Annotated in this window: 20 protein-coding genes; 14 read left to right on the top strand and 6 right to left on the bottom strand. The window is 75.9% G+C overall.

All coding sequences use genetic code 11. The annotated features are described in order from the left end of the window. The first annotated feature begins 175 nt into the window (after nt 1-175). The 11 genes from RSE42_RS10030 (at nt 176) to RSE42_RS09980 (ending at nt 9,758) form a co-directional block, all read left to right on the top strand. On the top strand, nt 176-991 hold the full coding sequence (locus RSE42_RS10030; RefSeq protein ID WP_051028084.1) for a ParA family protein: 816 nt from the start codon (nt 176-178) through the stop codon (nt 989-991). Then, a complete protein-coding gene (locus RSE42_RS10025; RefSeq protein WP_415296029.1) occupies nt 975-1,904 on the top strand; it encodes a segregation and condensation protein A in 930 nt (309 codons plus the stop codon). The genes RSE42_RS10030 and RSE42_RS10025 overlap by 17 nt, the downstream gene beginning before the upstream one ends. Further along, nucleotides 1,901-2,677, top strand: a complete 777-nt coding sequence (gene scpB / locus RSE42_RS10020) for an SMC-Scp complex subunit ScpB (protein ID WP_415296027.1) — start codon at nt 1,901-1,903, stop codon at nt 2,675-2,677. Before RSE42_RS10025 ends, scpB begins: the two co-directional genes overlap by 4 nt. 349 nt (nt 2,678-3,026) lie before the next feature. Further along, nucleotides 3,027-3,794 (top strand): pseudouridine synthase, encoded by a 768-nt coding sequence (locus RSE42_RS10015; protein ID WP_081600364.1) that lies wholly within the window; start codon nt 3,027-3,029, stop codon nt 3,792-3,794. A gap of 73 nt (nt 3,795-3,867) precedes the next feature. Continuing rightward, nucleotides 3,868-4,230 carry a chorismate mutase gene (gene aroH / locus RSE42_RS10010; RefSeq protein ID WP_043660429.1) on the top strand — a complete coding sequence of 121 codons (363 nt, stop codon included), beginning with the start codon at nt 3,868-3,870 and terminating at the stop codon, nt 4,228-4,230. After that, on the top strand, nt 4,227-4,991 hold the full coding sequence (cmk, locus tag RSE42_RS10005; protein WP_415296025.1) for a (d)CMP kinase: 765 nt from the start codon (nt 4,227-4,229) through the stop codon (nt 4,989-4,991). Before aroH ends, cmk begins: the two co-directional genes overlap by 4 nt. Nucleotides 4,992-5,047: 56 nt before the next feature. Continuing rightward, nucleotides 5,048-5,686, top strand: coding sequence for a lysophospholipid acyltransferase family protein (locus RSE42_RS10000; RefSeq protein ID WP_415296023.1), 639 nt, complete (start codon nt 5,048-5,050; stop codon nt 5,684-5,686). 14 nt (nt 5,687-5,700) lie between these two features. Then, nucleotides 5,701-6,621, top strand: a complete 921-nt coding sequence (locus RSE42_RS09995; protein ID WP_085387892.1) for an EamA family transporter — start codon at nt 5,701-5,703, stop codon at nt 6,619-6,621. Between the two features lie 69 nt (nt 6,622-6,690). Beyond that, the gene (locus tag RSE42_RS09990) at nt 6,691-7,062 is read left to right on the top strand and encodes an iron chaperone (protein ID WP_415296022.1); all 372 of its coding nucleotides are present in this window, start codon (nt 6,691-6,693) and stop codon (nt 7,060-7,062) included. Between the two features lie 84 nt (nt 7,063-7,146). Continuing rightward, entirely contained in the window at nt 7,147-8,673 is a 1,527-nt protein-coding gene (gene der / locus RSE42_RS09985) for a ribosome biogenesis GTPase Der (protein WP_081600160.1), read from the top strand. Further along, complete coding sequence (locus RSE42_RS09980) at nt 8,670-9,758, top strand: hypothetical protein (RefSeq protein WP_415296019.1); 1,089 nt, start codon at nt 8,670-8,672, stop codon at nt 9,756-9,758. Before der ends, RSE42_RS09980 begins: the two co-directional genes overlap by 4 nt. Before the next feature lie 21 nt (nt 9,759-9,779). Here the strand turns inward: RSE42_RS09980 and RSE42_RS09975 are convergent, their stop codons facing one another. Both RSE42_RS09975 and RSE42_RS09970 read right to left on the bottom strand, forming a co-directional pair. Continuing rightward, the gene (locus RSE42_RS09975; RefSeq protein ID WP_034656331.1) at nt 9,780-10,343 is read right to left on the bottom strand and encodes an NADPH-dependent FMN reductase; all 564 of its coding nucleotides are present in this window, start codon (nt 10,341-10,343) and stop codon (nt 9,780-9,782) included. Continuing rightward, nucleotides 10,340-10,972 (bottom strand): YczE/YyaS/YitT family protein, encoded by a 633-nt coding sequence (locus RSE42_RS09970; RefSeq protein ID WP_114553277.1) that lies wholly within the window; start codon nt 10,970-10,972, stop codon nt 10,340-10,342. Before RSE42_RS09970 ends, RSE42_RS09975 begins: the two co-directional genes overlap by 4 nt. A gap of 57 nt (nt 10,973-11,029) precedes the next feature. Here RSE42_RS09970 and RSE42_RS09965 point away from each other — a divergent pair, with 57 nt between their 5' ends. Continuing rightward, on the top strand, nt 11,030-11,497 hold the full coding sequence (locus RSE42_RS09965; RefSeq protein ID WP_034656327.1) for a MarR family winged helix-turn-helix transcriptional regulator: 468 nt from the start codon (nt 11,030-11,032) through the stop codon (nt 11,495-11,497). A gap of 58 nt (nt 11,498-11,555) precedes the next feature. Here RSE42_RS09965 and RSE42_RS09960 read toward each other — a convergent pair whose 3' ends face one another. The 3 genes from RSE42_RS09960 to RSE42_RS09950 form a co-directional block, all read right to left on the bottom strand. Next, nucleotides 11,556-13,412 (bottom strand): amidase family protein, encoded by a 1,857-nt coding sequence (locus tag RSE42_RS09960; protein ID WP_415296017.1) that lies wholly within the window; start codon nt 13,410-13,412, stop codon nt 11,556-11,558. A gap of 68 nt (nt 13,413-13,480) precedes the next feature. Continuing rightward, entirely contained in the window at nt 13,481-14,230 is a 750-nt protein-coding gene (locus RSE42_RS09955) for a cohesin domain-containing protein (RefSeq protein WP_415296015.1), read from the bottom strand. A gap of 172 nt (nt 14,231-14,402) precedes the next feature. Further along, nucleotides 14,403-15,920, bottom strand: coding sequence for an MFS transporter (locus RSE42_RS09950; protein ID WP_415298878.1), 1,518 nt, complete (start codon nt 15,918-15,920; stop codon nt 14,403-14,405). A gap of 196 nt (nt 15,921-16,116) precedes the next feature. Here RSE42_RS09950 and RSE42_RS09945 point away from each other — a divergent pair, with 196 nt between their 5' ends. Then, the gene (locus RSE42_RS09945; RefSeq protein ID WP_051028337.1) at nt 16,117-16,953 is read left to right on the top strand and encodes an alpha/beta fold hydrolase; all 837 of its coding nucleotides are present in this window, start codon (nt 16,117-16,119) and stop codon (nt 16,951-16,953) included. A 100-nt stretch (nt 16,954-17,053) separates the two neighbouring features. Next, nucleotides 17,054-17,638: a putative immunity protein gene (locus tag RSE42_RS09940; protein WP_415296013.1), complete on the top strand. Its 585-nt coding sequence runs from the start codon at nt 17,054-17,056 to the stop codon at nt 17,636-17,638. Nucleotides 17,639-17,667: 29 nt separating this feature from the next. Here RSE42_RS09940 and RSE42_RS09935 read toward each other — a convergent pair whose 3' ends face one another. Then, nucleotides 17,668-18,888: a Fic family protein gene (locus RSE42_RS09935; protein WP_415296011.1), complete on the bottom strand. Its 1,221-nt coding sequence runs from the start codon at nt 18,886-18,888 to the stop codon at nt 17,668-17,670. Nucleotides 18,889-18,988: the final 100 nt, after the last annotated feature.

Raw genomic sequence — 18,988 nt, 5'->3', positions numbered from 1 at the left:
CGAGACCCAGCCCGAGACGCGCGGCGCGCACGGCTCGCACGGCGACGCCGTCCGTCCGGTCGTCCCGCAGACCTCCGCCGAGGGGAACGCGGCGCCTCCCGCCGACCGCCCCGTCGAGCAGCCCGCGGACCGTTCGGCCGCCGCCGAACCGCGCGTCGACGTCGTCGGCCGCACCCTGCCGGAGTTCCCCGTCCCGGCCTCGCTCGCCGCGCACGGCCCGGGCCGCATCATCGCCATGTGCAACCAGAAGGGCGGCGTCGGCAAGACGACGACGACCATCAACCTGGGCGCCGCGCTCGCCGAGTACGGGCGCAAGGTCCTGCTCGTCGACTTCGACCCGCAGGGCGCCGCGTCCGTCGGCCTCGGCGTGAACCCGCACGAGCTCGACCGCACGGTCTACAACCTGCTCATGGAGCGCGGCGCGGACATCCACGACGTGCTCGTGAGCACCGACGTCGAGAACCTCGACCTGCTGCCCGCGAACATCGACCTCTCGGCCGCCGAGGTGCAGCTCGTGGGCGAGGTCGCGCGCGAGTCCGTCCTGTCGCGCGTCCTGCGCCCGGTCGTGGACGACTACGACGTGATCCTCGTCGACTGCCAGCCCTCGCTCGGCCTGCTCACCGTGAACGCGCTCACCGCCGCGCACGGCGTGCTCATCCCGCTCGAGTGCGAGTTCTTCGCGCTGCGCGGCGTCGCTCTGCTCGTCGAGACGATCGAGAAGGTGCGTGACCGGCTCAACCCGCGCCTCGACGTCGACGGCATCCTCGCCACGATGTTCGACTCGCGGACGCTGCACTCGCGCGAGGTCGTCGCGCGCGTGCACGAGGCGTTCGGCGACAAGCTGCTCCACACCGTGATCGGGCGCACCGTGAAGTTCCCGGACGCGTCCGTCGCGGCCGAGCCCATCACCGTGTACGCGCCGAACCACCCGGGCGCCGTCGCGTACCGGCAGCTCGCCCGGGAGCTGGTCGCCCGTGGCGACGCCGCCTGAGCCGCCACCACCGACGGAGCCGCCCGCGCGGGCCGGGTTCGAGGTCCGGCTCGACAACTTCAGCGGGCCCTTCGACCTGCTGCTGTCGCTCATCACGAAGCACAAGCTCGACATCACCGAGGTCGCGCTCGCGCGCGTGACGGACGACTTCATCGCGTACATCCGCGCGGCCGAGCGCGCCGCCGCCGTCGCGCGGGCCGGGGGGGAGGACCACCCCGGCTGGGACCTCGGCACCGCGAGCGAGTTCCTCGTCGTCGCCGCGACGCTGCTCGACCTCAAGGCGGCCCGGCTGCTGCCGACGGGCAGCGTCGAGGACGACGAGGACCTGGCGCTCCTGGAGGCCCGCGACCTGCTCTTCGCGCGGCTGCTGCAGTACCGCGCGTACAAGGACGTGTCGGGCCTGCTCGCCGAGCGGCTCGAGAGCGCCGGGCGCCGGTTCCCGCGCGTCGTGCAGCTCGAGCCGCACCTGGCCGCCCTGCTGCCCGAGCTCGTGTGGACCATGGGTCCGGACCAGCTCGCCGTGCTCGCGGCCCGCGCGCTCGCCCCCAAGGCGCCGCCGCCCGGCGTCTCGCTCGACCACCTGCACGCCCCCGCCGTCAGCGTGCGCGAGCAGGCGGGGATCGTCGTCGACCGCGTGCGCAGCCACGGCACGACGACGTTCCGCGCCCTCGTCGCGGACGCGGGGGAGACCGCCGTGGTCGTCGCGCGGTTCCTCGCGCTGCTCGAGCTGTTCCGCCAGGCGCTCGTCGCGTTCGACCAGGTGACGCCGCTCGGCGAGCTCACCGTGCGGTGGTCGGGCGACGACGACGCGGCCGAGCCGCCGCTCGCCGACGTCGGCAGCGAGTTCGACGAGGGCGACGAGCCCGACCCGGCGGCCATCCTCGCCGCCACCGACCAGGAGGTCCCCGCGTGACGCAGCCCCACGACGGCCCGGCCCCGGACGACGCCCGCCCGCCCGCCGTGCACGACCTCCCGGGCGGTCTGCCGTCCGCGCTCGAGGCCGTGCTCATGGTCGCGGACGAGCCGATCCCGCCGGTCGAGCTCGCGGCGGCGCTCGCGGTCCCGGTCGACGAGGTGCTGGACGCGCTGCACGAGCTCGCGGCCGAGTACCGCGGCGACGACGGCGGTCGGCCCCGCGGGTTCGAGCTGCGCGCGGCGGGCGGCGGGTGGCGCGTGTACTCCGCGCCCGCGCACGCCGAGGTCGTGGGGAGGTTCGTGCAGGGCGGCCAGACGGCCCGGCTCACGCAGGCGGCGTTGGAGACTCTGGCCGTGATCGCGTACCGTCAACCGGTCAGCCGCGGCCAGGTGTCGGCGGTGCGAGGGGTCAACGTGGACGGCGTGGTGCGCACGCTCGTGGCGCGCGGGCTCGTGGCCGAGGTCGGCCAGGACCCGCACACCGGCGCCGGCCTCTTCGGCACCACGGGGTACTTCCTCGAGCGCATGGGTTTCACGTCGCTCGACGAGCTCCCCCCGCTCGCGCCGCACCTGCCGGACATGGACGACCTCGAGGGCCTCGACGGGCTCGCCGACCTGCGCGCTCCCGCGCGGCCGACGGGCGTCGCGGCGCCGCCGGACGCTCCCGACGTCGCGGCTGACGACGCGGACGGCGCACCGGCGCCGACCGCCACGACACCCGGCGTGACGCACGACGTCACGCACGGACCGACGGACGAAGGACACGCATGAGCTCGAAGGACGGACGCCGCTCCGGCGACGGAGGGCGCGGGCGCACGCCCCGCGACGGGGCGGGCGACGCACGCCGCGGCGGGAACGGCGACGCGCGTCGTGGCGGCCCGCGGGGCGGCGACGGCGTACGCGCGGGCGGCGCGCCCCGGCGCGGCGGCTCGTCCGCGCAGGGCTCGTCCGCGGGCGGCGGCGCGGCGAGGGCCGGGAGCAGGGCGCCGGTCGTGGCCAGGGTGCCGGTCGGGCGACCGGCGCGGGCCGCGGCGCGGCTGTCGGTCGGGGTCGCCCTGCCGCGGGTCGCGGCACGTCGGCGCCCCGCGCCGGCCAGGCGGCGGGCCGGCCGCGCCGTCCCGTGCGCGGGCAGCCCAGCGAGCCCCAGCGCGACGTCCACGTCGAGGACGGCGTGCGCCTGCAGAAGGTGCTCGCGTCGGCCGGGCTCGGGTCGCGCCGCGCGTGCGAGGACCTCATCGCGCAGGGCCGCGTCGAGGTGGACGGCGTGCGGGTCACCGAGCTGGGCGTGCGGGTCGACCCGGCGCGCGCCGTCGTGCACGTCGACGGGATGCGCCTGCAGCTCGACTCCTCGCGCGTGACGCTCGCCCTCAACAAGCCGCGCGGCGTCGTGTCGACCATGCACGACCCGGACGGCCGCCCGTCCATCGCGGAGCTCGTCGCCGACCGGCCCGAGCGCCTGTTCCACGTGGGCCGCCTCGACGCGGACAGCGAGGGCCTGCTGCTCCTCACGAACGACGGCGAGCTCGCGAACCACCTCGCGCACCCGTCGCACGAGGTGGCCAAGACGTACCTCGTCACGGTGCGCGGCAAGGTCGCGGGCAACGTCGCGAACAAGTTCCTGCACGGGATCGAGCTCGAGGACGGGGTCGTGCAGGCGGACGCGTACCGCGTCGTCGACCAGGTCGCGGACCAGACGATGATCGAGGTCGTGCTGCACTCCGGCCGCAACCGGGTCGTGCGGCGCATGTTCGAGGAGGTCGGCTACCCCGTGACGCGCCTCGTGCGCACGCGCATCGGCCCGATCGCGCTCGGCAACCTGCGCCCAGGCACGACGCGCGTGCTCGGTCGCACCGAGCTCGGCACGCTCATGGCGGGCGTCGGGCTCTAGGTCCGCGCGTCCCGCACCACCACCCCGACGGACCGCCGCGAGGCGGGCCGTCCCGCACGAAGGAGCACCATCCATGCCGGTCCGGGCGATCCGGGGCGCGACCCAGCTCGACGCCGACGAGCGCGAGCACCTGTTCGCGCGCACGCGCGAGCTCGTCCAGGAGGTGCTCGACGCGAACGCCGTCGACACCGGCGCGCTCATCTCGATCCTCTTCACGTGCACCCCCGACCTGGTGGCCGACTTCCCGGCCGCCGCGGCGCGCGAGATGGGTCTCGGCGACGTGCCGCTCATGTGCGCGACGGAGATCGCGGTGCCCGGCGCGCTGCCCCGCGTGGTGCGCCTCATGGCGCACGCGGAGCTCGACGTCGACCGCGCGGCGGTCCAGCACGTCTACCTGCACGGGGCGACGGCGCTGCGCAAGGACCTCGCCCAGTGAGCGCGGGGACGCCGGGCGCGGGGGAGGGTCGCGCCGACGGCGCGCTGACGGTCGTGATCGACGGGCCGTCGGGGTCCGGCAAGTCGAGCGTGTCCAAGGGCGTCGCGCGCCGCCTCGGCCTCGCCTACCTCGACACGGGCGCGATGTACCGCGCCGCCACCTGGTGGTGCCTGCACCGCGGCGAGGACCTCGCCGACCAGGACGCCGTCGCGCACGCCGTGCGCGTCATGCCGCTCGTCATGGGCCTCGACCCGTCCGGTCCGACCGTCCACGTGGACGGGACGGACGTCGGCGAGGCGATCCGCTCGACCGAGATCTCGACGGCCGTGAGCGCCGTCGCGACCAACCTCGCGGTGCGCGCCGAGCTGCGGCGTCTCCAGCGCGCGGTCATCGAGACCGAGCGCACGCCCGCGGGCTTCGCCGGCGGCCGCGGCGTCGTGGCGGAGGGCCGGGACATCACGACGGTCGTCGCCCCCGACGCCGACGTGCGCGTGCTCCTCACCGCGAGCGAGGAGGCCCGCCTCGCGCGCCGCTCGCTCGACGTGCACGGGACGGCCGACGCGGCCGCCGTCGAGGCGACGAAGGACCAGGTGCTGCGGCGCGACCGCGACGACGCGACGGTCTCGCAGTTCCAGGTCGCGGCCGACGGCGTCGTGACCGTCGACTCGTCCGACCTCGACCTGGAGCAGACGATCGACGCGGTGCTCTCCGTGGTCGAGCAGGTCACCGGGCGGGTGGTCGGCCCGCGCCAGGGCTCGTGAGCCGCGGCACGGGAGATGGCGTCCCATCGCCCGCCGGGCCGGCGTGGTCGCGCTGGGTGGGCCGCTTGCTCGCGCGCGTCGTGTGGGCGACGGAGGTCGTCGGCGCGGAGCACGTCCCGGCCGAGGGTCCGGTCGCGCTCGCCGCGAACCACACCGGCGTCGTCGACGGGCCGCTCGTCCTCGGGGTCGCGCCGCGCCCGCTGCACGTCCTCGTCAAGGAGGAGATGTTCACCGGGCCGGTCGGCTGGGTGCTGCGCGCCGCCGGGCAGATCCCCGTGGACCGCACCGGCGGGCGCCCCGCGCTCGCGGCCGGGCTCGGCGTGCTGCGGCGCGGCGGCGCGGTCGGCGTCTTCCCCGAGGGCGCCCGCGGGCGCGGCGACGCCACCTCTGCGCGTGCCGGGGCCGCGTGGCTCGCGCTCAACGGTCACGCCCGCGTGGTGCCCGTCGCCGTGCTCGGCACGCGCCGCGCGGGCGAGGGCGTCAACCGGATCCCCGGGCTGCGCCGTCGGCTCGTCGTCCGCTTCGGCGAGCCGCTCACCGTCGAGCGCGCGCCCGGGGTGAGCGGCAAGCAGGCGCTCGAGGACGCGAACGAGCGCATCCGCACCGCGCTCGCCGAGCTGGTCGCCGACACCGTCGCGCTGACCGGCGTGGCGCTGCCGCTGGACGACCCGCGCGGGGACCGGCCGACGCCGTGAGGCCGGACCGCCCGGTGGCGCACGTGGTGGGCGACCGCCCGGGCACGGGTCTGCTCGTCGGGCTCGCGTCCGCCCTCGCGTTCGGCGCGAGCGGCCCGTTCGTCAAGCCGCTCCTCGAGGCGGGCTGGACGCCGGGCGCCGCCGTCCTCGCGCGCGCCCTGTGCTCGGCGCTCGTCCTCGCCCCGGTCGCGGCCGTCGCCCTGCGCGGCAGCCACCGCCTCCTGCGCGAGGAGTGGCGGCTCGTCCTCGGGTTCGGCCTCGTCGCCGTCGCGGGGACCCAGCTGTGCTACTTCGCGGCCGTCGCGCGCATGCCCGTCGGCATCGCGCTGCTCGTCGAGTACCTCGCGCCCGTGCTCCTCGTCGGCCTCGCCTGGGCCCGCACGCGCCACGTGCCGCCCCGGCTCACGCTCGCCGGCTGCGCCGTCGCGGTCCTCGGGCTCGTGCTCGTCGTCGACCCGGGCGGCGCCCGCCCCGACCTCCTCGGCGTCCTCCTCGCGCTCGGCGCGGCGGTAGGGCTGGGCGCCTACTTCGTGCTGTCCGCGCGCCCGACGCGCCTGCCGCCCGTCGCGCTCGCCGCGAGCGGGCTCGGCGTCGGGGCGCTCGCGCTCGGCGCGGCGGCGCTCGCGGGCGTGCTGCCCTTCGCCGCCCCGCTCGTCGACGTCACGCTCCTCGGCTCGTCGGCGCCCTGGTACGTCCCGCTCGCGGTCGTCGTGCTCGTCGCGACGGCGTTCGCCTACGTGTCCGGCGTCGCCGCGACCGTGCGCATGGGCGAGCGCCTCGCGTCGTTCGTCGGGCTGTCCGAGGTGCTGTTCGCCGTCGCCATCGCGTGGCTCCTGCTCGGCGAGGTGCCGAGCCTCGTGCAGGCCGCGGGCGGCGTGCTCGTCGTCGCCGGGGTCGTGCTCGTGCGTCTCGCGGGCACGCCCGTCGCGCGGTAGGTTCGCGCTCAGGCGCCGACGCCCCGTCGCAGGGCCGGGCAGGCGCCGCCCGCGGGGGAGGGAGCACGCATGGCCGAGCCGCCCGGCAAGCCCACGACCGTCGACGAGTACCTCGCGACGCTCGCCCCGGACGCGCGCGAGGTCGTCGCGCGCCTGCGCGCCGTGGTGCACGACACGGTGCCCGGCCTGGGCGAGCGCATCAGCTACGGCATCCCGACCTTCACGCGCGACGGCCGGTACGTCGTCTACCTCGCGGGCTGGGCCCACCACGTCTCGCTCTACCCCGTGCCCGAGGTCGACGACGCGCTCGCGCGCCGCATCGCGCGCTACCAGGACGGCAAGGGCACGCTGCGGTTCCCGCTCGCGGAGCCCGTGCCCGACGACGTCGTGCGGGCCGTCGTCGCGCGGCTCGCCGCCCGCCGGGACGGTGCCGCGGGCTGACGCCGGGCGCGCCGGACGGGTGCCCGCACGACGCGCCCGCGGCCCGGTTCGGAGCCTGGCCCGCGGCCTGGGAGAATAGACCCCATGACCACACCCGACCCCGCCCAGCCCGGCACGCCCGGACAGACCGACGCCGTCGGTCAGGCCGAGGAGCCCCTGGCGCCCGCGGACGCCGCGGACGACGAGGCGCGCGAGCGCGCGCTGCGCGCCGGACTCGACGACTACGAGCTCGAGGACGCCGACCTCGCGCTGCTCGACGCCGACGAGGACGCGCTCGACGGCGCGGCGCCCGAGGCGCCCCTGCCCGTGCTCGCCGTGGTCGGGCGCCCGAACGTCGGCAAGTCGACGCTCGTCAACCGCATCCTCGGCCGCCGCGAGGCCGTCGTCGAGGACAAGCCGGGCGTCACGCGCGACCGCGTGAGCTACCCGGCCGACTGGGCCGGACGCCGCTTCACGCTCGTCGACACCGGCGGCTGGGAGGTCGACGTCGCGGGCATCGAGTCCAAGGTCGCCGAGCAGGCCGAGGTCGCGATCTCCCTCGCCGACGCGGTGCTCTTCGTCGTCGACGCGACCGTCGGCGCGACCGCGACGGACGAGCGCGTCGTGCGCCTCCTGCGCGAGTCGGGCAAGCCCGTCGTGCTGTGCGCCAACAAGGTCGACGGGCAGTCGGGCGAGGCGGACGCCGCGTACCTGTGGAGCCTGGGCCTCGGCGAGCCGCACCCCGTGTCCGCGCTGCACGGCCGCGGGACGGGCGACCTGCTCGACGCCGCGATGGCGGCGCTGCCCACGGAGTCCGAGCACGGCCAGGTGCGGCCGACCGGGCCGCGTCGCGTCGCGCTCGTCGGGCGCCCGAACGTCGGCAAGTCCTCGCTGCTGAACAAGCTCGCGGGCGCCGACCGCGTCGTCGTCGACGAGGTCGCGGGCACGACGCGCGACCCGGTCGACGAGCTCGTGACGATCAAGGACGTCCCGTACGTCCTCGTCGACACCGCCGGCATCCGGCGCCGCGTGCACCAGACGAAGGGTGCCGACTTCTACGCGTCGCTGCGCACGCAGGCCGCGATCGAGAAGGCGGAGCTCGCCGTCGTGCTCGTGGACGCATCCGTGCCGCTCACCGAGCAGGACACGCGCGTCATCTCCCAGGTCGTGGACGCGGGCCGCGCGCTCGTCATCGCGTACAACAAGTGGGACCTCATGGACGACGACCGTCGCCCGTACCTCGAGCGCGAGATCGAGAAGGACCTCGTGCAGGTGCAGTGGGCGCCGCGCGTCAACGTGTCGGCCCGCACCGGCTGGCACACCGACCGCCTCGCCCCGGCGATGGAGCGCGCGCTCGACTCCTGGGACACGCGCATCCCGACGGGCCGCCTCAACGCGTTCCTCGGCGAGCTCGTCGCCGCCCACCCGCACCCGCTGCGCGGCGGCAAGCAGCCCCGCATCCTCTTCGCGACGCAGGCCTCGACGCGCCCGCCGCGGTTCGTCGTGTTCGCGACCGGGTTCCTCGAGGCGGGCTACCGCCGCTTCATCGAGCGCCGCCTGCGCGAGACGTTCGGGTTCGAGGGCTCGCCCATCGAGATCAGCGTCCGCGTGCGGGAGAAGCGCAAGCGGTGAGCACGGGCACGGGGCGCGCCTCCGCCGGGGCCTCCCGGCGGAGCCGCGCCCTACGCCTGGGCGCGGCCCGGGACACCGCGGCCGTGCGGCACGTCGTGACGTTCCTCGTGGTCGCCGTCGCGACGGTGCTCGTGACGCGGTTCTTCCTCGCGGCGTCGGGGTACCCGCAGGTCGGCGGGGGAGACCTGCACGTCGCGCACGTGCTGTGGGGCGGTCTCGGCATGGCGCTCGCCCTCGTGCTGCTGCTGTCCTTCGTGGGCCCGGCGCTGCGCTCGCTCGGCGCGTTCGTGGGCGGGATCGGGTTCGGGCTGTTCGTCGACGAGATCGGCAAGTTCGTCACCGCGGACAACGACTACTTCTACGAGCCGACGGCGGCGCTCATCTACGCGACGGTCGTCGTGCTCGTCCTCGTCGTCGAGGCGCTGCACGGGTGGCGGCGCCACCACCCGGCCGAGTACCTCGCGGTCGCGACCGACCGCGCCGTCGCGGGCGTCGCCGGCGGGTTCACCGACGACGCGCGCGACGAGGCCCGCGCGCTCGTCGCGCTGGGCCGCGGCGAGCCGACGGCCGACGAGGTCGCGGCGCTCGTCGAGGCCGTGCCGCGCGACGACGTCGACGTGCCCGACCCGGTGCGCGCCCTCGTGCGGCGCTCGTCGGCCTGGTTCGCGCAGACGCTCCAGCGCCGCTGGGCCGCCGTCGTGGTGGTCGTGCTCGTGCTCGGGACGGCGCTGGGCTCGCTGCTCGCGGGGCTGCGCGTGCTGGTCGGCGACGTCGACGTGCCCACCTGGGTCGGGGCCGGCATCGCCGCGGGCGTCGCCGCGACGGTCGCGTGCGTCGTCGTCGGCGTGGTGGCGTCCCGTCGCGGACAGCCCGAGGACCGCCGCGCCGGCGCCGTCTGGGTCCGGCGCGGCGTGCTCGTCTCGCTCCTGCTCACGCAGCTCCTCGTGTTCCGCGCGCTGCAGTGGGTCGGCGTCGCCGGGCTCGTGGTGGACCTGCTCGTGCTCGCGGCGCTCGGCGCCGCCCTCGGTGGCGACGACGAGCGCCGTCGGACACCGCGGTCCCGGCCGGGCCGGACCGGCACCTGAGCGCGACGTCGCACGGCGGCGTCAGACCGGGACGGACGCGGGCCGCAGCAGCGCGGTGAGCCGACGGACGTCACCGACCATCCGCGCGGCGGCCCCTGCGAGCGTGCCGTCGTCGTGGACGCGGCCGTCGTCGCCGAGCCAACGACGCAGGTGCACCGTGACCGCGGTCCCGACGGGGACCATGCCGAGCGCCACGACGACGGGCGTGATCGCCTCGACCGCGCGCATCCCTCCGGACGTCATCCCGTAGGAGACGAAGCCCACCGGCTTGTCGCGCCACTCGTCGGCGAGGTAGTCCAGCGCGTTCTTCAGCGGGGCCGTGTACCCGCGGTTGTACTCCGGCATGACGAGCACGACGGCGTCGGCCGCCTCGACACGCGCGCTCCACGCCCGCGTGTGGGGGTGCACGTACCCGCCGGAGTGCGCGTCGACGGGCTCGTCGAGGAACGGCAGGGCGATGTCCGCGAGGTCGGCGACGTCGACCTCGAGGCCCGGGTCGGCGGGCACCTGGGCGAGGAACCAGTCGGCGACGGCGGGACCGACGCGGGTCGGGCGTGTGCTGGCGACGACGACGAGCAGCTTCACGACGACTCTCCTGAGGGGGTGGGAGCGGGGCCGAGACGGTCCGCGGGTCGCGGCGTCCGGACGGTGAACAGGGTGAGGAACGGCCGGACCAGCGGCCCGACCGCGAGCGCGTAGACGACGGTGCCCGCGCCGACCGTGCCGCCGAGCGCGATGCCGATGCCGAGCACGGCGAGCTCGATCGCGAGGCGCGACCAGCCCAGCGGCCAGCCGCGTGCCGCGAGACCGGTCATGAGCCCGTCGCGGGGCCCGGGGCCGTAGCCCGCACCGATGTAGAGGCCCGTGGCGGCGGCGTTGAGCACGACGCCCGCGACGAGCAGCACGATGCGCCAGGGGAGCGGCTCGACGGCCGGGAGGACCGCGAGCGACAGGTCGACGAAGACGCCGACGAGGACCACGTTGGCGACCGTGCCGAGGCCGGGACGCTGGCGCAGCGGGATCCAGAGCACCAGCACCGCGACGCTCGCCAGCACCACGACGACGCCGAGCGGCAGGCCGGTCGCCCGGGCGACGCCCTGGTGCAGCACGTCCCAGGGGAACAGCCCCAGACCGGCCCGGACGAGGACGGCGATGCTCGCCCCGAAGAGCGCGAGGCCCAGCACGAGCTGGACGAGACGCCGTGTCGTTGACATGTCATCGATAAGACCATGTACTCGATGACATGTCAACGAGTGTGGGATGCTGGTGGCATGACCGACGCCGAACCCCGGTGGCTCTCGCCCGACGAAGAGCGCGCGTGGCGCGCGTACCGCCGCATGCAGACCGTCCTGCCGGTCGCGCTCGCGCGGGATCTCGCGCTGGACTCCGGGCTATCGGAGCCGGACTACGACGTGCTGTCGACGCTGTCGGAGCAGACCGGGCACCGCTGGCAGCTCCGCGAGCTCGCCGACCGCATGCTCTGGTCCCGCAGCAGGCTCTCGCACCACCTGGCGCGCATGGAGACGCGCGGCCTCGTGGCGCGCGAGCCGGACCCCGACGACGGGCGCAACGCGGTCGTCGTCCTCACGGACCACGGGTTCTCCGTCCTCCGCGCGGCGGCGCCTGCGCACGTCGAGTCCGTGCGCCGCCATCTCGTCGACCTCGCGACGCCCGCGGAGCTCGCGGCGCTCGCCGCGCTCGCGGAACGCGTCGTGGCCGAGGTGGGCGACCTCTCCTGACGCACGACGGCGGCCGCCCCCGGGGAGGGGACGGCCGCCGTCGGCGGTGGTGGGCCGCTCAGCCGAGCGGGCCGTACAGCGCGGGGGAGGTGCGGGCCTGCGTGGCCTGCTCGAGCGCGTACGCGAGGCCGAGCAGCGGGCCCTCGTCGAAGTCGCGGCCGAGCAGCTCGAGGTTGACGCCGCCGCCGGTGACGGTGCCGTCGGTCGCGACCGCCTGGCCGACCGGGACGGTCACGGCGGGCAGCCCGGTGTTCGGGCTGAGCCGCAGGTTGGTGCCGATCGTCCCGTACGGGTTGGCGCTCGGGTAGACGAGCGCGTCGAGGTCGGCGTCGTCGAGCATCGCGGTGACGAGCACCTTGCCCTCGGCGAGCACCTTGGTGTGCGACCCCTCGGGGCCGGCCCACGCCTGGTACGCCTCCTCGGTGACCGCGTCGCGCGAGACGTACGTGCTGCGGCGGGACGGCACGTAGCGGCCCGAGTCGACGATCCCCTGGAGCGTCCGGGCCTCGACCTGCGGGGCGAGGTGGGTCGCCACGTACGCGTCGAGGTCGTGCTTGAACTCGTTCGTCGAGCCCGACCCCTCGGAGAGGACGCTCGCGAAGCCGTTCGGCAGGACCGGCGACCACGTGGTGGGCGGCGTGACCTCGACGACGGTCGCGCCGAGCGACTCGAGCGTCGCGCGGGTCTGCGCCCACAGGCGGAGCGTCGCCGCATTGCTGCCGAGCATGGACGGCACGTAACCGATGCGGGCGCCGTCGAGCGCGCCCTCGTCCAGGTACTGCGTGTACGACGCCGGGACCTCGCCCTCCTGGCGCGACGTCACGGGGTCGGCGGCGTCGACCCCGGCGACGGCGTCGAGCGCGACGGCCGCGTCGAGGACGGTGCGCGCCATCGGCCCGCCCGTGTCCTGGCTCAGCGCGAGCGGGATGATGCCGTCGCGGCTCGCGAGGCCGACCGTCGGGCGCACGCCGACGAGCTGGTTGTACGACGACGGGACGCGGATCGACCCGCCTGTGTCCGTGCCGAGGCCGAGCCCGGCGAGGTTCGCCGCGACGGCCGCCCCCGTGCCGCCGCTGGACCCGCCGGCCGTGCGGCTCGTGACGTACGGGCTCGCGACGAGCGTGCTCGCCCCGGCGCCCTGGAAGGACGAGAACTCCGACGCGAACCCGAACGCGAACTCGTCCAGGCTGGCCTTCGCGAGGATCACCGCGCCGTCGGCGCGCAGGCCCTCGACCATCGTCGCGTCGGTCGTCGTCCGGTTGTCGTCCCAGCAGCCGCAGCCGCCCGTGGTGGGCATGTCCTTCGTGTCGTAGTTGTCCTTCACCGCGACGGGCACGCCGAGCAGCAGGCTCGTCATGCCGTCCGTCGCGCGGACCGCGTCGGCGCGCGCTGCGGCCTCCAGCGCGACGTCGCTCGTGCTGATGATCGAGTGCAGCGGTCGCCCGCCCGCGCCCGTGTCGATGAGCGTCGTGTCGTACGCCTCGATCCGGTCGAGGTACTCCTGGGTGATCGCGACCGACGTCGTGGTGCCCGCGTTCATCGCGGCCTGCATGTCGAGCACGGACGCCTCGACGAGCTCGAACGGGCCGTCGTCGTACACGATGCGCTGCGAGACGGCGGCGAGGTCGGTCACCGTGATCGTGCCGTCCCCGTCCGTGTCGGCGGGCGCGACGTCGTCCCACACCGCGTCCGCCGACGTCGCGCCGAGCGCCGCGGCGACGACCGCGAGGTCGTCCGTCGTGACCTGCTGGTCACCCGTGAGGTCGAGCGCGGTCCAGTAGGGGGCGAGGAGCGGCGCGGGCTCGGCGCCGGGCGCACCGGTCGCGGCGGGTGCCGTCGTGACGCCGAGGACGAGGCCGCCGATCGTCAGGGCGGCGAGCCCGCCGGTGGCGGCGCGCCGGTGGGTCGTGGTCACGGACGGCTCCTTCGAGGGGACGGGCGCGAGGTGCGCGAGCGGCTGGTCGGGGCGGGGCAGCGGGCCGGTCATCGCGTGGCCGCCCGACGCCGCGCGAGCAGGATGCCCGTGCCGACAGCGACCGCGAGGAGCGCGGCGCCGACGAACCACGCGACGCTCGCCCCGGTCGACGCGAGCGGGCCGCCCGAGGCCGACCCGGACGGGGACGACGACGAGTCGGACGCGCCGTCGTCCCCGGGGGGCGTGGTGCCGCCGTCGCCGACCGGCGGCGTGGTGGTCCCGCCCGTCGGCTCCGCCGTGGGCGGGACGTCGGCCGCGGTGACGGTCGTCGTGGCGCTCGCGGCGTCGGTGAGCGTCGCCGTCCCGGCGTCGGCGCCCACGAGCGTGGCGGTCGGGACGGCGAAGGCCGCCACGCCGTCGGACACGGCGGTGAACGTCAGGGTCGCGAGGGTGACGTCGCCCTCGAGGCCGGGCGACGTGCCGAGCCGCGTGTGCGTGACGGCGACCGTCCCGGCCGCGTCGTCGGTCGCGTCGGCGAAGCCGCCGTCCGGGGTCACGACGGAGTCGTCCACGAGCGCGACGAGGTCGGGGTCGTAGGCGACGGCGAGGTCGTAGGCGTAGAGGTCGACGACGCCGCTCGCGGCGAACGTGACGGTGATCTCCGCGCCGACCTCGACCGACGCGGGCGCCGTGAGGGAGACCTGGGCGACGGACGGTGCGGCGTGCGCGGGGGCGGCGAGGGCCGCCGCGGCGACCGCGAGACCGCCGACGAGGGCGGCGCGGGCGCGGAGCCGTCTGCGGGGGACGGGACGGGTCATGGGCGAGCGGTCCTTCCTCCGGGCGCGCGGAGGTACGGCGCGACCGGCGGTCGTGTGGTGGGGCCCCCTGCCGTCAGCGATGCTCACAAGTCGCTGTTTCCCCGGCGTTTCGCGACGGTTAGCACGAGCAACGAACCGGGTCTCGGTCCGGTCACGATCCCGACGACGCGGGTCAGCCGAGGACCGGCGGCTCGCCCTCGCGCACCTCGGGGTCCGGCAGGCGGCGCATGCGCAGCGCCGCGACGACGCCGAGGAGCCCCGCGACGAGGGGCACGAGGAGCGCGACCTGCAGCGCCCGCGCCCGCACGTCGTCGTTGATAGCCACGACCTCGGCCCGCACCGCGGGCGGCTCGTCGGCGAGGAGCTCGACGAGCTGGGCGTCGCTCATGATCTCGGCGTCGTCCTCGAGCACCCGGGCGACCTGCTCCTTGTCGTCCGGGGGCAGCACGTCGCTCGCCTCCGCCCGCGCCGTGAACCCCGCCGCGAGCGACGCCAGCATGACCGCGCCCGCGACGGCGAGTCCGAGCGAGAGGCCGAACGACCCGGCGGCCGAGCTCACGCCTGCGGCCTCGCTCGCGCGCTCCTCCGGCACGGGGGAGAGCGTGTACGCGTTGAGCTGGGAGACCAGGAGCCCCAGCCCGGCGCCCGCCACGACGAGCGGCAGCGCGAGCCACCAGCCCGACGGCGCCCGCGGCACCACCGCGACGAGCGCCACCACGCCCACGACGAGCAGGAGGAAGCCCGCGAGCACGCGGGAGGCCGGCCGCCGTCGGCCGGGGCGCTTGCCCGCGACGAGGGCGGCGGCGAACATCGTCAGCGACAGCGGGGCGAGCGAGAGGCCCGCGAGCAGCGCGTCGTACCCGAGCGCCATCTGCAGGAAGATCGGCAGCGCGATCATCGCCCCGCCCAGCGCGACCTGCTGCAGGAGCTGCTGCGACACCCCGATCCGGAACGCGGGCGAGCGGAACAGCCCCGGGTCGACGAGCGTCGTCCGCCCCGCCCGCGCGCGGCGCACGAGCCACCACGCGAGGCCCACCAAGCCCAGCGCACCGACGAGGACGAGCGCCCCGACCGCCTCGCCGCCCTCCTGCCACACCAGCACGCCCAGCACGACGCCGCCCATCCCGACGACGGACAGGACCGTCCCGACCACGTCCACCGCGCGGTCGCCCGTGTACGGGACGTCGCGCACGAGCCGCACGCCCACGAGGACGACGACGATCACCACGGCCTCGAGCCCGAACGCCACGCGCCACGACAGCGTCGTCGTGATGACGCCGCCGAGCAGCGGCCCGACCGCCGCCGCGATCGACGCCGCCGCGCCCACGAGCGCGTACGCCGCCTTGCGCGCGGTGCCCTCGAAGTTGCCGTGCACGAGCGACTGCATCGCCGGCAGCAGCAGCGCGGCTCCGAGCCCGCCGATGACCGACCAGAAGATCACGACCGCCACGAGGCTCTGCGCGAGCGTCATCGCCACCGCGCCCGCCCCGTACGCGAGCAGCCCGACGACGTACGCGCGCCGCCGGCCCACGAGGTCGCCGACCTTGCTGCCCACGAGGATGAACGACGCCGACACGAGCGCCTCGAGCGCGATCGCCGTCTGGACGCCGCTCACGGTCGTGCCCAGGTCGCGCACGACGGCGGAGATCGACACGTTCATGAACGACGTGTCGACCACGAGCACGAACATGGCGGCGGCCAGGAGCAGCGCGAGGCGCCGGTCGGCCGCCGTCGGCCGACCCGCGGTGCGACCCGTGCTCTGCTCCACGTCGACCCCCGTCCGGCGTCCATGCTCGCCGCCCGGGTCGTCCCGGCGCCTCACCCGTCGCGGGTGCTCCGCCGCCCGCGCCGCCGAGGTCGGCGCGGGGGACTGGGAGGATCGCGGTATGGCCGCAGAGGGGTGGACGTCGCGCCACGTCACCGTCGAGGGCCGCGAGGTCTTCGTGCGCTCCGGACCCGAGGTCGCGGGCGCCGTGCCGATCGTGCACGTGCACGGCTTCGCCATCTCCGGCACCTACCTCCTCCCGACGGCCGAGCGTCTGGCTCACCGCGCGACCGCCGTCGTGCCGGACCTGCCCGGGTACGGACGCAGCGAGGAGTGGGGCCACCCGCTCGGCATCCCGGCCCTCGCGTGGGCGCTCCTGTCGACGCTCGACGCCCTCGGGCTCGACCGGGTCGTCCTGCTCGGCAACTCCATGGGCGGGCCCGTCAGCCTCGAGGTCGCGCACGCCGCCCCCGACCGGGTCGCCGGCGTGGTGCTCGCGTCGCCCGCCGGGGGCGTGCACAACCAGCCGTTCGGGCGCGCCCTCACCCAGCTCGCGCGCGACGCCGTGCGCGAGAGCCCGCGCATGGCGCGCGTCGCCGTGCCCGACTACGTGCGGTTCGGGCCGGTCAACGCGCTCCAGCTCTTCGCCGAGCTCGCCCGGTTCCCCTCGCTCGAACGCGTGCTGCGCGTCCCCGTGCCGACGCTCGCCGTCCTCGGCACGCGCGACCCGCTCATGCCGCCGCCGTGGCGCGTGCGGGAGGTCGGAGCGCTCGCGCCCCCGCACGTGACCGTCGCGGCGATCGAGGGCGCTCCGCACGCGATGAACTTCAGCCACCCCGGCGAGCTGGCGCACGTCGTCGGGTGCTGGCTCGACGGGCGCGACATCACCGACGACCCCGACGAGCCCGGCGTCGCCCGGGTGCTCCAGGTCGCGCGGGGCGCCGGGCCGGTCGTGTGAACCGCGGGCCGGGACGTGACGGCGCACGGCTCGGTACGGTGCTCGCAGGGCGTTCCGCGTCCTGGCCCGGACGGGAGCGCGCGAGAGCGAGGAGCGAGCGGTGACGACGACGGCGGCTGCGGTCGAGCTGAGCATCGAGGACCCGCGGGCGGTCACGGGGTACGCGGCCCGGTGCGCGGAGCCGGCGCTGGAGCTCGTCGAGGCGGTCCGGCCCGACGACGCACGCCCCCGCGAGGCGGTCGACGCGGCCCGCGCGTTCGCCGACGGCGGTGCGCGCGGCAAGGTGCTGCGCGACACCGCCTGGGCGGCACTGCGCGCGGCGAAGGAGGCGGGCGATCCCGCCGCGGCGGAGGCCGCCCGGGCCGCGATGGCGGCGGCCGGCGCCGCGCACCTGCACCCGATCGCCGACGCCCACCAGGTCAAGCACGTCCTCGGGTCCGCGGCCCACGCGGCGCACGCCGCCGCGCTCGCCGCGGGCGGGGACGGGTCCGGCGAGAGCGTCGCGAGCAGGTGGCTCGACACCGCGCGGGCGCTCGCGACGCCCGAGGTCGTCGCCGTGCTGCGTCGCTACCCGCCCGCGCCGGGCGGCGGCGGTCGCGTCGGCGAGCTGGTCCGACGGCTCGACGCGGCGCTGCGGGACGGCACGGGGCCGTCGGAGGGCGCCGTACCGGACGAGCGGACGTAGTCGACACCCGCCGGGACCTCCAGGCGTCGTCAGCTGCGCCGGATCCGCTGGGCGAACAGGTCGAGGACGGCGAGGATCCCCTCGTGCTGCCAGACCCGGTTGCGACGGAGGCCGCTGCGCTCGCGGAGGACACCCGCATCGGCGAGCTGGCTCAGCGCTCGCTGGGCGGTGACGTCACTGAACCCGAGGTGGTCGCGGAGGAACGCCGCGTTGATCACCGGATGGGCCACGAGGTGCGGCACGACGCTCCAGGCGGAGGCCTGGGGCCGCAGCCCGGAAAGCTGTTCCCGCGCTGTGGCGACCTGTCCTGCGAGGTCGTCGACGAGCCGCGCTCCGGCCGTCGCGGCGAACCGGCTCGCGCGGGAGAGCTGCTCGACGATCGGCCAGGCGTCACCGGCGCGGAACGCGGTGAGCGCGTCGAAGTAGGCCTCGGTGTCGATGAGGAGGCCCGCGGAGACCGGGGCGATGGTGTTCCGTGTGAGGCCCTTCGAGCGCAGCATGGCGTGCACGAGGGCCCGGCCGGTGCGACCGTTGCCGTCCGTGAACGGGTGGATCGTCTCGAGCTGCGCGTGCGCGACGGCGGTCTGGACGAGGACGGGAAGGTCCTCCCGGCGGACGAAGGCCATCAGGTCCGCCATCGCTCCGGGGACGAGCTCGGGCTGGGGCCCGACGTGGGTCGCGCCTCTCGGGCTGATGCTCGACGAGCCGACCCAGACCAGAGTGCCTCGGTAGCGCCCCGCGTGCTCCTCCCATCCGGGCTGCCCGGCGAGGAGCTCGCGGTGCATCGTGAGGATCGAGGCCTCGTCGAGCCGGTCGGCGAGGTCGATGGCGGCTTGCATGGCCCGGACGTTCGCGACGACGGTGCGTGCGTTGGTGCTCGTCGTCTGGTCGATCTCGGCGAGCGCGAGCTGCTTGGCGCCGACCGTGAGGTTCTCGATCTGCGACGAGGAAGCGGACTCGGTGCGCAGCAGGATCGAGGACATCGGACCCAGGGTGGGGTTGTCCGGCCCGAGCGTTGCGCTGGCGTACGAGTCGAAGCGTGCGAGAGCGGCGGCTGCTTCCTCGGCGTCGGCGGACTGCTGCGGCGTCAGTACGGGGGAGTAGTCCGCGATGGCGGTCGGGATGGTGGACTCGTAGGGTCCCGAGCCAGCCGCCACCTGCGCACGCGTCGAGAGGCCGTCGTTCTCTGCTGTCCAGTAGTGGCTCACGTGAGCTACCGCTGGGACAGCGAGCGCCTGAACTGCTTGCATGACGTCACCTTACTTACAGTTTCGCCGAAACTGTAAGTAACGGGCGGCGTCAACTATCACTTGAGGGTTCCGCGCTCGGTGTGTCGAACCGCACGGCCCC

This window comes from Cellulosimicrobium sp. SJTW-1, from assembly GCF_047716875.1.
Classification (GTDB): domain Bacteria; phylum Actinomycetota; class Actinomycetes; order Actinomycetales; family Cellulomonadaceae; genus Cellulosimicrobium; species Cellulosimicrobium funkei.
The sequence above is the reverse complement of the archived record's forward strand: the minus strand, read 5'-3'. Positions and strand labels throughout refer to the sequence as shown.

Excerpts from the sequence above, each read along its gene's own strand:
- RSE42_RS09970 (WP_114553277.1), bottom strand. The coding sequence starts at position 10,972 with ATGTCAACGACACGGCGTCTCGTCCAGCTCGTGCTGGGCCTCGCGCTC.
- aroH (WP_043660429.1), top strand. The coding sequence starts at position 3,868 with ATGCCGGTCCGGGCGATCCGGGGCGCGACCCAGCTCGACGCCGACGAG.
- RSE42_RS09965 (WP_034656327.1), top strand. The coding sequence starts at position 11,030 with ATGACCGACGCCGAACCCCGGTGGCTCTCGCCCGACGAAGAGCGCGCG.
- RSE42_RS09990 (WP_415296022.1), top strand. The coding sequence starts at position 6,691 with ATGGCCGAGCCGCCCGGCAAGCCCACGACCGTCGACGAGTACCTCGCG.
- RSE42_RS09935 (WP_415296011.1), bottom strand. The coding sequence starts at position 18,888 with ATGCAAGCAGTTCAGGCGCTCGCTGTCCCAGCGGTAGCTCACGTGAGC.
- RSE42_RS09945 (WP_051028337.1), top strand. The coding sequence starts at position 16,117 with ATGGCCGCAGAGGGGTGGACGTCGCGCCACGTCACCGTCGAGGGCCGC.
- der (WP_081600160.1), top strand. The coding sequence starts at position 7,147 with ATGACCACACCCGACCCCGCCCAGCCCGGCACGCCCGGACAGACCGAC.
- RSE42_RS09950 (WP_415298878.1), bottom strand. The coding sequence starts at position 15,920 with ATGTTCGTGCTCGTGGTCGACACGTCGTTCATGAACGTGTCGATCTCC.
- RSE42_RS09955 (WP_415296015.1), bottom strand. The coding sequence starts at position 14,230 with ATGACCCGTCCCGTCCCCCGCAGACGGCTCCGCGCCCGCGCCGCCCTC.